This window comes from Marinomonas profundi, from assembly GCF_020694005.1.
In the GTDB taxonomy this organism is placed as follows: Bacteria; Pseudomonadota; Gammaproteobacteria; order Pseudomonadales; family Marinomonadaceae; genus Marinomonas; species Marinomonas profundi.
The window spans coordinates 2,531,383-2,546,433 of the sequence record NZ_CP073013.1 but is presented as its reverse complement, the minus strand read 5'-3'; the positions used below and the strand labels follow the sequence as shown (position 1 = coordinate 2,546,433).

Here is a 15,051-nt window from a genome sequence, read left to right as displayed (position 1 = left end):
CTATGTCGGTTCTATGGGTACTAGGAGCAGGCCAACTTGGCGCCATGCTCAAACAAGCTGCGACACCACTTGGACTTGACGTTCGCCCCGTGGACATCGAATCCACCGCGACACTCCCGCTCAGTGCAAACGACATCGTGACCGCAGAAAGAGAAGAATGGCCAGAAACCATCGCCACCAAACAACTGGCCACGCACAGCAACTTTGTCAACCTAGCCACCTTCCCACAACTGGCTGATCGACTCACCCAAAAACAATGGCTGGATCGCCTCGAACTCGCCACCGCCCCTTGGTTTCCCGTTGAAAGCGACTCAACAGCTCAACATGCTTACCAAACCCTAGGAGCGCGCGTATTACTAAAACGTCGCCGCGGCGGCTACGATGGCAAAGGCCAATATTGGTTAAAACAAGCGGACAACACCGACATACCAGAAGATTGGAAAGGCCACGCCATTGCAGAGCAAGCCATCAACTTTGACGAGGAAGTCTCCTTAGTGGGAGTGCGAGGAAAAAACGGCGAAAAATACTTTTACCCGCTCACCCTCAACCTGCACATCAACGGTATTTTATACGCCTCCATTGCACCGCTAAAACGCCTCAACGCCCTGCAAAGCAAAGCCGAAACCATGCTGAGCACATTAATGGACGCACTCGACTACGTTGGCGTAATGGCCATGGAATGCTTTCGGATTGGCGACGACCTGCTTATTAACGAACTCGCACCACGCGTGCACAACAGCGGCCATTGGACACAAGCAGGCGCCAGCGTATGCCAGTTCGAAAATCACATACGCGCGGTTGCAGGGCTCCCACTGGCCCCCATGGAAGTGAAAAATCAAAGCATGATGGTCAACCTCATAGGCGTAGACCTGAATTACCAATGGCTAACCATCAAAGGACTAGAACTCTACTGGTATAAAAAAGACGTCCGTCCCGGCAGAAAAGTAGGCCACCTAAACTTCTGCGCAAACGACCACAGCGTCTTACAAAATGCCCTAAGCGAACTAAACCTACCCGCGCCTTACCCTGAGGCCCTAACCTGGTTAGCTAAAAACCTACCGACCACAGAAACAGCCACTCAATAACCTTATTGAGCAAAGCGAACACACCTCATGCCGCCATCCTTCGTGATAGGCGGCATTTTTTGACAAAAACAACCAGCCTTCACAAAAAAGCCAACCAACGCCACTAAAAACAACAAAAACCACCAACCATGCAAAAAAATGTCTAAAAAAGCGCAAATATAATCGCTTTGAACTTGTTTACTTTATAAAACTCCTTATTCTAAATGACCTGACTAAAACAACAGCCAATACAAAAAAACAGTGCAAAAGACACTGATAAGGAACCATGAATGAGCCACATAGAACTAGACAGCTACGACTGGCGCCTACTTCGCGCCCTACAAGCCAACGCACGACTCACCAATGTCGCCTTGTCAGAGCAAGTCAACCTATCCCCTTCCCAATGCTCAAGACGCCTACAAAGACTCGAACAAAGCAACCTAATAGAAGCCTACTTTACACAACTAAACGCCAACGAACTTGGCTACCAAGTCACCGCCTTTGTCAGCGTTGTACTGGATAAAAGCATCAAAAATTCAGACCAAACCTTCCAACAAGCCATCACCTCCATCCCCAAAATACTAGAATGCTACGCCATCAGCGGCGAAGCAGACTACTGGCTACGCGTTATCAGCGAAGACCTCCCTTCCCTATCCACCTTTCTACACGAATCACTATCCGCCCTACCCAGCGTCCGCAACCTAACCTCCACCGTCGTCCTAAACCGAATCAAACACGCCCCCTCCATCCCCCTACCCAACTAAACCCGACCGTAGGGCTGCATAACTGCCAACAGCAGCCTATTCGGCCAACCTAAAACCATCGAATTCGATTGCTTGTTATCTCCCACTAAACCGTAGGGCAGCATGAGGAAGGCACGACCGTAACCTGCCAACAGCAGCCTATTCGACCAGCCTAAAACCCATCGAATTCGATGGGTTTAGCCAAACGAGAACCGATTATTTCTAAGCCGCGTGCTCGGCGGCGAACAGCGCAAAGTTAACGCGCCGATGATGTCGCAATTTCTAAGCCGCGTGCTCGGCGGCGAACTATTATAAGTTTAAAATACATGTACCCCAGTATTTCTAAGCCGCGTGCTCGGCGGCGAACGCAAGCGTTATCCTTTTTTCTTTGATTATTTTTTTCTAAGCCGCGTGCTCGGCGGCGAACTATCCGCCTTAACCTGAAAGTCCTCTTGTAGGTTTCTAAGCCGCGTGCTCGGCGGCGAACTTCCAAGCGGAGTGCTTACACGTACAAATCGATTTCTAAGCCGCGTGCTCGGCGGTGAAGAGAATGCAATGGAAAAGCACCCGTTTTTACAATTTCTAAGCCGCCTATTCGGCGGTGAAGACTATTATTGGCATATGGGATACCAATGCAAATTTCTAAGCCGCCTATTCGGCGGTGAAGTTCACGAGATAAATGAAAAATCCTATCAAATTTTTCTAAGCCGCCTATTCGGCGGTGAAGAATCTTATTTCCAGCTCAGTCGAATTTACTCATTTCTAAGCCGCCTATTCGGCGGTGAAGGCCTACTAATCGACAGAACCAGAAACATCATCTTTCTAAGCCGCCTATTCGGCGGTGAAGAACGCTGGCGATATTAGCAACCCAATCGTTACTTTCTAAGCCGCCTATTCGGCGGTGAAGAAAGCGGGGCTGTATGTGGGTTCGGCAATCATTTTCTAAGCCGCCTATTCGGCGGTGAAGTTGCTGACTAATCAAAAGATCGTGCGTTTCTTTTTCTAAGCCGCCTATTCGGCGGTGAAGTCGAAAAAGTAGACGAGTGTTGCATTTTTGAGTTTCTAAGCCGCCTATTCGGCGGTGAAGTTCAGAATCGCTAAATTCATCGGAAAAACTAGTTTCTAAGCCGCCTATTCGGCGGTGAAGCTCTGTTGTGGAAATTGTGCTTTTTAGTTCTCTTTCTAAGCCGCCTATTCGGCGGTGAAGCACCTCCCCAGCTAATCGCGCTGTGCCTGATATTTCTAAGCCGCCTATTCGGCGGTGAAGTGCAGGGCGTACAGGGTCAAAACGTCGTTGCGTTTCTAAGCCGCCTATTCGGCGGTGAAGCGCAAATAAATGCCGCGCCGCCCAGGAGAAGCTTTCTAAGCCGCCTATTCGGCGGTGAAGGGATGAGCTACCGAGGGATTGAGAACTTTTACTTTCTAAGCCGCCTATTCGGCGGTGAAGGCCCTCGCTGAACGGTGGATTCATCACAATGCTTTCTAAGCCGCCTATTCGGCGGTGAAGATAATAACCCACTAAAATCGTTTGTTTTTGTTTTTCTAAGCCGCCTATTCGGCGGTGAAGCTAGGTATAGCGCTGTCTGAGGCTTGGTTAAATTTCTAAGCCGCCTATTCGGCGGTGAAGTAACCGTCGCGCCCTCCACCTGTTTCGGCTGATTTCTAAGCCGCCTATTCGGCGGTGAAGACAACCTAATAGTATTCTTTACAACTATTATTTTTCTAAGCCGCCTATTCGGCGGTGAAGGCATAGACATGGATCGCTCATAACCGCTCACATTTCTAAGCCGCCTATTCGGCGGTGAAGCGGATTGCGGTTTTGTATTGCGGCAAATCGACTTTCTAAGCCGCCTATTCGGCGGTGAAGACCACCACGCGCTCGTTGCCTGCTGCATTGTTTCTAAGCCGCCTATTCGGCGGTGAAGGGTGAAGACGATCTCAGAACCAAGATGATGCATTTCTAAGCCGCCTATTCGGCGGTGAAGACCTGGCGACCCATCTACGCGCTTATCAACCTTTTCTAAGCCGCCTATTCGGCGGTGAAGAAAGTAATATTTCAAGGCGTGTAAGTGCGATATTTCTAAGCCGCCTATTCGGCGGTGAAGAATTAAAGTCATGTTAAATCCTCTCATGTTGTCTTTCTAAGCCGCCTATTCGGCGGTGAAGGATAGGCAGCCAGGTCGATAAGCGCGCTGATATTTCTAAGCCGCCTATTCGGCGGTGAAGTTGGGGATTTTTGACGAGACGCTACTGGTACGTTTCTAAGCCGCCTATTCGGCGGTGAAGCGCAAATTCGCCAAGTGTCCGTAGTTCTGAATTTTCTAAGCCGCCTATTCGGCGGTGAAGATACCATCATCGCCGTCGGACGTTACGTTGATGTTTCTAAGCCGCCTATTCGGCGGTGAAGTATTGTCGTCACCCCAAACCACACACTTAACATTTCTAAGCCGCCTATTCGGCGGTGAAGGCGGGGGATTGTTTACCCAACCAACCGCCGTATTTCTAAGCCGCCTATTCGGCGGTGAAGACTGGAAATATTCGCTAGGCTTGTTTCGTCAATTTCTAAGCCGCCTATTCGGCGGTGAAGTAGACCCGTGTAGCTAGGCGTATCGGTCATTTTTTCTAAGCCGCCTATTCGGCGGTGAAGGTTTGGGGCAATCGTTTAATGGCTCACTTGTATTTCTAAGCCGCCTATTCGGCGGTGAAGGGATAAAATTAACATCCGAAACAGCGGCCGGCTTTCTAAGCCGCCTATTCGGCGGTGAAGTTGACAGTGTTAGACAGAGTGCCATTGCGTTATTTCTAAGCCGCCTATTCGGCGGTGAAGTTCTGTTGGCCCATCCATCGTCTGCGGCTCATTTTCTAAGCCGCCTATTCGGCGGTGAAGTCTTGTACTGTTTTTATTGGATTATCACGTTCTTTCTAAGCCGCCTATTCGGCGGTGAAGCATAATCACCGACGCCACCGCCCGTAAAAACGATTTCTAAGCCGCCTATTCGGCGGTGAAGCTGTCAAGTACTCGGTACGATCACTGCTGATATTTCTAAGCCGCCTATTCGGCGGTGAAGGTGATGAACTTTTGATTGTTCAATTTTAAGAATTTCTAAGCCGCCTATTCGGCGGTGAAGCTTTTTCTGTCTCCTTGTCAATTGTGGCTACTTTTCTAAGCCGCCTATTCGGCGGTGAAGGCTTACTACCCTGCAAGAATTGCTCGGGCTGATTTCTAAGCCGCCTATTCGGCGGTGAAGGTATTTTGTAAACGTCGCGGTCGCAAGTACGGTTTCTAAGCCGCCTATTCGGCGGTGAAGTATGTGCAGCATATCGAGCGCGTGCTCTGGATTTTCTAAGCCGCCTATTCGGCGGTGAAGTTTTAAGCACTTTATCAGGTCGCGCCAATCTTTTTCTAAGCCGCCTATTCGGCGGTGAAGCTGATCTAGGCCGCCGGATAAGTCGGTCATTATTTCTAAGCCGCCTATTCGGCGGTGAAGATATCAGTAAGGCTCTTGCTTGTTGTGAAGATTTTCTAAGCCGCCTATTCGGCGGTGAAGGAATGGATTTACAGCAGCTAGCCAGCTCTTACTTTCTAAGCCGCCTATTCGGCGGTGAAGGTGCTTGCTCGATGATAGCACCTATCTGATCTTTTCTAAGCCGCCTATTCGGCGGTGAAGTAAAAAATATGGTAGCAGGTTTGGTTGACCACTTTCTAAGCCGCCTATTCGGCGGTGAAGGGTGGCGTAGAGCCATTTCGCTGAAACCCGCTTTTCTAAGCCGCCTATTCGGCGGTGAAGAACCTACAAAACAGACCGATACCGCCATTTTTTTTCTAAGCCGCCTATTCGGCGGTGAAGATAACGTCAGGGCTAAAATTGAACCCGTGAGCTTTCTAAGCCGCCTATTCGGCGGTGAAGTTGGAGAGGTCAAAACCGTTGATCTAGTAGAGTTTCTAAGCCGCCTATTCGGCGGTGAAGTCCCGTTCGTCGGCGGCTTCTCGTGCCGCGCATTTCTAAGCCGCCTATTCGGCGGTGAAGTTAGACGGTTGGGCGGCACAAAGCGGCACAGCTTTCTAAGCCGCCTATTCGGCGGTGAAGTTTTCAGGCACAAAAAAACCGCTTTCGCGGTATTTCTAAGCCGCCTATTCGGCGGTGAAGCTTGCGTTGGCGCTGGTTCTGGCCGCTGTGTCTTTCTAAGCCGCCTATTCGGCGGTGAAGAAGTGCCACAACCAGACACATCGACCAGCTCTTTTCTAAGCCGCCTATTCGGCGGTGAAGACGAAAATCAGTTAAAGAAATCAGGGGCCACATTTCTAAGCCGCCTATTCGGCGGTGAAGGCCATACAATCAACAAAACAGATACAGCGTTCTTTCTAAGCCGCCTATTCGGCGGTGAAGTACAAGTAGTAAAAGCACTCAACTCATTCAACTTTCTAAGCCGCCTATTCGGCGGTGAAGACGAAAATCAGTTAAAGAAATCAGGGGCCACATTTCTAAGCCGCCTATTCGGCGGTGAAGGCCATACAATCAACAAAACAGATACAGCGTTCTTTCTAAGCCGCCTATTCGGCGGTGAAGTACAAGTAGTAAAAGCACTCAACTCATTCAACTTTCTAAGCCGCCTATTCGGCGGTGAAGCCAAAAGACCAAGCCGAGTTTTTGAAGTCACTTTTCTAAGCCGCCTATTCGGCGGTGAAGAACCGAGATTGGAAGGGGGTTAACACCGAATGTTTCTAAGCCGCCTATTCGGCGGTGAAGTCATATTCAAGGCGTCTAGATGCAACGCAATTTTTCTAAGCCGCCTATTCGGCGGTGAAGAACTCACCATCCACAATCCTAAGAGACTTAGTTTTCTAAGCCGCCTATTCGGCGGTGAAGCCAAGTGACTCTTGAGCACTATTAGCGGCACTTTTCTAAGCCGCCTATTCGGCGGTGAAGACGGAGTGGCTTTAGGCGCTCAAATATCAACATTTCTAAGCCGCCTATTCGGCGGTGAAGTTCTTACCGATTAACGCGACACCTATTGATCGTTTCTAAGCCGCCTATTCGGCGGTGAAGCGTAGGTGAAGCTCGATCCTCCTATCTGAGTCTTTCTAAGCCGCCTATTCGGCGGTGAAGATGGTTCAAGCGTATCAACTAACGACGATAAATTTTCTAAGCCGCCTATTCGGCGGTGAAGAGAGTGTAATTATGAGAATGATATTGCTGCTATTTCTAAGCCGCCTATTCGGCGGTGAAGCTGAAGAGTAATAACGGCAAGGCTCGGGGTAATTTCTAAGCCGCCTATTCGGCGGTGAAGTATATTGATGTGAGCTCATAGGGCACCAGCATTTTCTAAGCCGCCTATTCGGCGGTGAAGAAATTGGGGTTGCTCAATATCAATCAAAACAATTTCTAAGCCGCCTATTCGGCGGTGAAGGAAACATTACTTTCGATTTAAAGGTGACTTATTTTCTAAGCCGCCTATTCGGCGGTGAAGTTCTTCTTCTTTACTACCTGTTTCCTCTGTGTTTTCTAAGCCGCCTATTCGGCGGTGAAGATAACCTTGCTAAAGCTGTTGTGCCTTTCATATTTCTAAGCCGCCTATTCGGCGGTGAAGCGGCTCGCGGTGCCTTTGGTGAGATTCTCACATTTCTAAGCCGCCTATTCGGCGGTGAAGTCTATCAGTCTGCAAGCGACTCGTATTGAAACTTTCTAAGCCGCCTATTCGGCGGTGAAGTTAATGGTACGTGTTAAAGGCTGTCAGTTCTTTTTCTAAGCCGCCTATTCGGCGGTGAAGAGTCGTACTTGCTAGGCCATGCAAATAGCGAATTTCTAAGCCGCCTATTCGGCGGTGAAGCCTTACCATCAATTCCGCTTTACGGTTTGCAGTTTCTAAGCCGCCTATTCGGCGGTGAAGGGTTATCGTTATAAAATACGATTCATGCCCAATTTCTAAGCCGCCTATTCGGCGGTGAAGGGTTATCGTTATAAAATACGATTCATGCCCAATTTCTAAGCCGCCTATTCGGCGGTGAAGTTCTTGCTCAGCTTCTTCTAAAAGGTCGTCAATTTCTAAGCCGCCTATTCGGCGGTGAAGTTCATGATACGAGCTGGATGTAAGGTGAGTATTTTCTAAGCCGCCTATTCGGCGGTGAAGTGATAGTCACGGCTTGACACGCTGCCACCACATTTCTAAGCCGCCTATTCGGCGGTGAAGAAACCCAAGCGAAGCGTTTCAAGTGGCGGAATTTTCTAAGCCGCCTATTCGGCGGTGAAGACTTTTGAAAGCTTAGACCACATGATTTGCACTTTCTAAGCCGCCTATTCGGCGGTGAAGTGAATGCGCCACTGCCGAGCGATTCTATTGATTTTCTAAGCCGCCTATTCGGCGGTGAAGGGAGAGTCAGAGAGCGAATTTCTATTTAACGATTTCTAAGCCGCCTATTCGGCGGTGAAGCAGTTAAACCAGATATTGGCATTTCTATACCCTTTCTAAGCCGCCTATTCGGCGGTGAAGGTGTTGGGTAGAATTGGTGCGTCGTTTTATCGTTTCTAAGCCGCCTATTCGGCGGTGAAGGACACAGGTGTTTTGAAAAATGCAATCTCTACTTTCTAAGCCGCCTATTCGGCGGTGAAGGAACCCGCCTCATGTTATCGTGGATCACCTCCTTTCTAAGCCGCCTATTCGGCGGTGAAGGATCGACAGGCCGCAGCAATGTCTAGGTTGATTTTCTAAGCCGCCTATTCGGCGGTGAAGTTTAACGATCTACCATTACTTGTGGCGGAGCTTTTCTAAGCCGCCTATTCGGCGGTGAAGTTGGTCGCACATAAGATAAGCGGCAATAACAGTTTCTAAGCCGCCTATTCGGCGGTGAAGAGTAGGCGCGACCGTCAATTTTTAATGCTCACTTTCTAAGCCGCCTATTCGGCGGTGAAGATACCTATTTGGCTGGTTTGTGCTACTATTTATTTCTAAGCCGCCTATTCGGCGGTGAAGTCTACGAGGGGGATATTGTTAGCGATCATGTGTTTCTAAGCCGCCTATTCGGCGGTGAAGCCAAACTACTAGGACGCGAGGAACCACGTCACTTTCTAAGCCGCCTATTCGGCGGTGAAGTACTCAAAGAAGTTGCAAAACTTGGCTTAAAGTTTCTAAGCCGCCTATTCGGCGGTGAAGGGTAAGAGAGTTGAAAACCAAGCGGGCAACATTTTCTAAGCCGCCTATTCGGCGGTGAAGTAGAACGTTCGGATTTAAGGAGGGCATGGCTATTTCTAAGCCGCCTATTCGGCGGTGAAGCATGGAGATAGGCGCATCCACAGGTCTTGTCTTTTCTAAGCCGCCTATTCGGCGGTGAAGACATCGGCGAGACAATAGCAAAGCAGCGCCTATTTCTAAGCCGCCTATTCGGCGGTGAAGATAGCGTGTGCAAGATGATGTTTACCGCTCTCTTTCTAAGCCGCCTATTCGGCGGTGAAGAATGGCGGGTATTCTATAGGAGGAACTAGCATTTTCTAAGCCGCCTATTCGGCGGTGAAGCGCTGGACATCAAGGCCGACAAAAAAACAGGCTTTCTAAGCCGCCTATTCGGCGGTGAAGCAGAGATTCGAGCCACTTTAAAGGTTCTTCATTTTCTAAGCCGCCTATTCGGCGGTGAAGAGAATATTAGTGGTGAGTTCAGGTTGTATGACTTTCTAAGCCGCCTATTCGGCGGTGAAGGCCCTGATTCGCTTTTTCTGCTGCCCGAATAATTTCTAAGCCGCCTATTCGGCGGTGAAGCATTGATTCGGTGCGTACTTAGTCGCCCCAAATTTCTAAGCCGCCTATTCGGCGGTGAAGCTCTGCCGTTCTCTACGTTGCGCCACTGATTATTTCTAAGCCGCCTATTCGGCGGTGAAGTAGCATCAATCAATAATAACGAACCAACTGGCTTTCTAAGCCGCCTATTCGGCGGTGAAGGTGGCGATTCCGAGCGGTGTCGAACTGACCGATTTCTAAGCCGCCTATTCGGCGGTGAAGAGAGAAGTTCAACATAACTGGAAGGTTTACACTTTCTAAGCCGCCTATTCGGCGGTGAAGCCTCTATTCTGAGCTGACCCAGTACGTCAATTTCTAAGCCGCCTATTCGGCGGTGAAGTAATTCGATGCGAGTGTTTCTAAGCTGCTCTATTTCTAAGCCGCCTATTCGGCGGTGAAGATCCACGCTAAATACCGGACTGATGAAGTTGTTTTCTAAGCCGCCTATTCGGCGGTGAAGCTATGGCGTTCTCTACGTGGCGCCATTGGTCTTTTCTAAGCCGCCTATTCGGCGGTGAAGTCGTCGAACATGCAAACAAGATCCACGCATTCTTTCTAAGCCGCCTATTCGGCGGTGAAGATGTACGCACCTTTAATGCGGCACTCGTGTGCTTTCTAAGCCGCCTATTCGGCGGTGAAGGCGCTGACGGGCATCGCCTCCGCATCGCAAGCTTTCTAAGCCGCCTATTCGGCGGTGAAGGTTGCAACTTCGAGAATTTGCGCTTCTTTTTTTTTCTAAGCCGCCTATTCGGCGGTGAAGACTTCAAAGGTTAAACCCGTTTTAGTGCCTTCTTTCTAAGCCGCCTATTCGGCGGTGAAGTTCCTCCCTAGCTCGTACAGCACGCCTTTCAATTTCTAAGCCGCCTATTCGGCGGTGAAGCGCGTTGCGCCTGATTAAGATTGACCAGCATATTTCTAAGCCGCCTATTCGGCGGTGAAGTTAATGAAGCTGAAACGCCTCACGTGTTGAGTTTTCTAAGCCGCCTATTCGGCGGTGAAGACTACTTCGTTAAGAACGCTGTGGCGATTCTCTTTCTAAGCCGCCTATTCGGCGGTGAAGTAGAAGTCACCGATGGTGCGGCAAAGATCAACTTTCTAAGCCGCCTATTCGGCGGTGAAGTTAGCGGATCGTGTGAACCTTGGTTGGGTAGCTTTCTAAGCCGCCTATTCGGCGGTGAAGAGCGTACGTCCGACCGCCATACCTCTGATTGCTTTCTAAGCCGCCTATTCGGCGGTGAAGCCCTATTCTTTTTAATCGCGATAACTGGTCTATTTCTAAGCCGCCTATTCGGCGGTGAAGGAAATTTGTGATGCGGGGAGAGAGATTTTTCGTTTCTAAGCCGCCTATTCGGCGGTGAAGACCAAGATTGATGGTCATCCGCTCGGCTAGTATTTCTAAGCCGCCTATTCGGCGGTGAAGTAAAGAGAACCTAATCAACTGGCATAGAGACATTTCTAAGCCGCCTATTCGGCGGTGAAGAGTTACTGAGGTCTAATTTACTGATCTCTTTTTTTCTAAGCCGCCTATTCGGCGGTGAAGCACTTTAGCGCCTCTGCGTGCCAAACCGTATTTTTCTAAGCCGCCTATTCGGCGGTGAAGCTTGACAAGTTTACGCAAATACTCGGCACTGATTTCTAAGCCGCCTATTCGGCGGTGAAGGTGCGGTGTCGATCAACACGTCGAATTTCTTATTTCTAAGCCGCCTATTCGGCGGTGAAGAGATCACAACGCAGGACACTTGGAAGCCTTATTTTCTAAGCCGCCTATTCGGCGGTGAAGCTCTAATCTATCCGCTACCTCTATAAATCCATTTTCTAAGCCGCCTATTCGGCGGTGAAGGTTTCTTAGCCATTACTCATTCCCCATCATCATTTCTAAGCCGCCTATTCGGCGGTGAAGTATTTGTAACCGGTGGGGATTTGATTTTAAATTTTCTAAGCCGCCTATTCGGCGGTGAAGGTATCATGAACGATACAGCAATCAATGACATCTTTCTAAGCCGCCTATTCGGCGGTGAAGTGTGTGGTTTTTAAATATTTAACAGTTTTCATTTTCTAAGCCGCCTATTCGGCGGTGAAGCCAGTGCCGGCAGCAGCTTGCGCTAGTCTAGTTTTCTAAGCCGCCTATTCGGCGGTGAAGACGGTGACGATGTTGAATACGATGGTTACGCATTTCTAAGCCGCCTATTCGGCGGTGAAGTCCGGCTATTGAGGAACCCTAACACCGACACATTTCTAAGCCGCCTATTCGGCGGTGAAGCTTGTGGGTACTGGAGAGGCTGAATGCTTTTATTTCTAAGCCGCCTATTCGGCGGTGAAGGCTCACCTGTGGGATGGCGAAAAAGTGTTTAATTTCTAAGCCGCCTATTCGGCGGTGAAGTCCGAGTTTATTTCTTATGCCGTCGACGACGTTTTCTAAGCCGCCTATTCGGCGGTGAAGAGTTGGCCGTTCAGCAACATAGCCGATTCAGCTTTCTAAGCCGCCTATTCGGCGGTGAAGTCTTGCCTTTACTGCTGCCTCTGCGGCCTTCTTTTCTAAGCCGCCTATTCGGCGGTGAAGACTGGCGCGAAGCGTACGGCCTAGCGGTTTACTTTCTAAGCCGCCTATTCGGCGGTGAAGTACTCGGCACTGAGGTGGGCAAGCAGGCGAATTTTCTAAGCCGCCTATTCGGCGGTGAAGGATTTAATGAGCCTTAAACGCGCCGGCGAAATTTTCTAAGCCGCCTATTCGGCGGTGAAGTATCCCCTAGCGAAGTCAGACAGATGACGGTATTTCTAAGCCGCCTATTCGGCGGTGAAGCGCGACCTTCATGGCCTGCTTAGCGCCTGCCATTTCTAAGCCGCCTATTCGGCGGTGAAGTAGCCGCACTGGTGGCGGACTTTGAAAGCATATTTCTAAGCCGCCTATTCGGCGGTGAAGACACTCATTAGATCACGCCCGCCCGCATTACTTTTCTAAGCCGCCTATTCGGCGGTGAAGTTGCGATAATCGGAAGCGCCCTAACCTTTTTCTTTCTAAGCCGCCTATTCGGCGGTGAAGGAGTTAATGAGCGGCTTATCTGGGTTGCAGTATTTCTAAGCCGCCTATTCGGCGGTGAAGAAACCCACTTCGGTGGGTTTTAAATTAACCAGATTTCTAAGCCGCCTATTCGGCGGTGAAGCATGGATGAGAGAATAAACGGTTTAGGGGTTATTTCTAAGCCGCCTATTCGGCGGTGAAGACATGGATGAGAGAATAAACGGTTTAGGGGTTTTTCTAAGCCGCCTATTCGGCGGTGAAGTTAATGATGGGCTTGTGTCTGTACCTGCAGTATTTCTAAGCCGCCTATTCGGCGGTGAAGCACCACAAGGTACGGTTGCTGGTATTGGTTCTTTTCTAAGCCGCCTATTCGGCGGTGAAGCGATTTCGTTGTCTCTTTCTGTGTTCTTTCTTTTTCTAAGCCGCCTATTCGGCGGTGAAGAATAAAACCAATTAGCCGTGCGCATCATTCGCTTTCTAAGCCGCCTATTCGGCGGTGAAGAAGGTGTTACGGGCTTAGCTGATTCCTGTGATTTTCTAAGCCGCCTATTCGGCGGTGAAGTCGGCTCGTATCTATCGAGCAACGCGCTAAGTTTTCTAAGCCGCCTATTCGGCGGTGAAGACCTGCGCCTTGGGGCAGCATTGTAAACTGGTTTTCTAAGCCGCCTATTCGGCGGTGAAGAAAGAATCTAAGTCTAACCTGCCAATCTCTTTATTTCTAAGCCGCCTATTCGGCGGTGAAGTTTTAGAAGCGTTCCCCCATGCGGAGGTATTATTTCTAAGCCGCCTATTCGGCGGTGAAGTATCGATCAAACGCGCCTCTACATAGCCAGCGTTTCTAAGCCGCCTATTCGGCGGTGAAGAGCTGCCCGCAAGTAACACTAGCGGTACGATATTTCTAAGCCGCCTATTCGGCGGTGAAGGCCACGAAGGAATAAACACATTACGCTCAAGCTTTCTAAGCCGCCTATTCGGCGGTGAAGCTGAGAAAGTGGGCGCGCTAGACATTCAAGTTTTTCTAAGCCGCCTATTCGGCGGTGAAGACATCCACGCTCGCGTACTGGCTGAGAAAGTGTTTCTAAGCCGCCTATTCGGCGGTGAAGGATGATGCTGGTCAAGTTCTTGCAACCACTGCTTTCTAAGCCGCCTATTCGGCGGTGAAGTCGTTTTGATTCTCAACCCCCTTACCCGCTTTTTTCTAAGCCGCCTATTCGGCGGTGAAGATCCTGAATGCTGGGGTGTTCTCGAGGTATATTTTCTAAGCCGCCTATTCGGCGGTGAAGTCCTACAATAACGGCTCTGCTACATTGGCGCTTTTCTAAGCCGCCTATTCGGCGGTGAAGCGCGTGGCGACTTCCGCTTCATCAACTCGATTTTTCTAAGCCGCCTATTCGGCGGTGAAGTCAACGCTCTAGACCTGACGGTAAAAGGCGAATTTCTAAGCCGCCTATTCGGCGGTGAAGGAACCACTATATGCTTCCCGTTAGTGTGTATTTTTCTAAGCCGCCTATTCGGCGGTGAAGCAGAAGCAGAGTATATTGCCTCTCTAGTAGCTTTTCTAAGCCGCCTATTCGGCGGTGAAGAAAAGTGAAGAAGAATTGAAAGCGGCTGGCACTTTCTAAGCCGCCTATTCGGCGGTGAAGACACTAGACCAAATGATCACTAAGACCTATGTTTTCTAAGCCGCCTATTCGGCGGTGAAGAAATGCCTGTCAAAGTTTGGTATCTCGGAATCTTTCTAAGCCGCCTATTCGGCGGTGAAGTAGAGAAAATTACCATTAAGTATCTGATTGTTAAAGAGCTTTATGTCTTTTTAGTAAAAATACCCTTTTTTAAACAAGAAACGCCAAGCCCCTATTTATAAGAGCTTGGCGATACGTTTAAAAAAAGGGTCAAAACCAAGGTAAGGTGCTAGTAGAACTTAATCCGTATTTCGAAAAGCTCACCGTGTCTTCCTTGGCTTCACTCAGGGTTTGCTGGATAAACAATGGAAACTGTTGATCCCCTGTTGATTTGCTCTTGATTCTGACAAAAGGCAGCTCCAATTGCTTTTCAACTTCTTTGGGGATGCGTTCCACTGCTTCTTGGTAAGAGAAGCTATGACGTTTCATTGCTCTACGACGTAATCGCTCGACATTGCTTTGCACATGAACTCGCTTAACCAAGCAAAACTTATTAATACTTGGCACTTGAGTTACCTTGGTTACTACAGTGAAATCCCCTAAGCCACGTCGCCATGGTAAGGCTTCAAGTTGCTCCAGCCGCTCTTTTGAGCTGTGCAAGCGGAGTTTGTCTCCTAAGCTTTTTTTGCTGGCATTTGGAAAACTCACGCCGATGTCGTTTTGAGACACTTCCACTAACGCACGATGTAGCTTGCTGAATAAAGCATTCATCAAGATAGGTTTTGTGAATTCAGGGTCTTCCAAAATGGTAATGTCCAGATAGTAGTCCATAACCA

General features: G+C 49.3%; 3 protein-coding genes and 1 CRISPR repeat array. Of the genes, 2 read left to right on the top strand and 1 reads right to left on the bottom strand.

Annotated elements, in window-relative coordinates; all coding sequences use genetic code 11:
- The first annotated feature begins 2 nt into the window (after positions 1-2).
- Both purK and J8N69_RS11930 read left to right on the top strand, forming a co-directional pair.
- Positions 3-1,085, top strand: a complete 1,083-nt coding sequence (gene purK, locus J8N69_RS11935; protein ID WP_168826836.1) for a 5-(carboxyamino)imidazole ribonucleotide synthase — start codon at positions 3-5, stop codon at positions 1,083-1,085.
- A gap of 269 nt (positions 1,086-1,354) precedes the next feature.
- Positions 1,355-1,828, top strand: coding sequence for an Lrp/AsnC family transcriptional regulator (locus J8N69_RS11930; RefSeq protein ID WP_168826838.1), 474 nt, complete (start codon positions 1,355-1,357; stop codon positions 1,826-1,828).
- Between the two features lie 198 nt (positions 1,829-2,026).
- A CRISPR array of direct repeats spans positions 2,027-14,356; the repeat unit is 28 nt; unit sequence TTTCTAAGCCGCCTATTCGGCGGTGAAG.
- Positions 14,357-14,485: 129 nt separating this feature from the next.
- On the opposite strand, the gene cas6f is transcribed toward J8N69_RS11930, so the two are convergent.
- Positions 14,486-15,046: a type I-F CRISPR-associated endoribonuclease Cas6/Csy4 gene (gene cas6f, locus J8N69_RS11925; RefSeq protein ID WP_168826840.1), complete on the bottom strand. Its 561-nt coding sequence runs from the start codon at positions 15,044-15,046 to the stop codon at positions 14,486-14,488.
- Between the last annotated feature and the right edge of the window lie 5 nt (positions 15,047-15,051).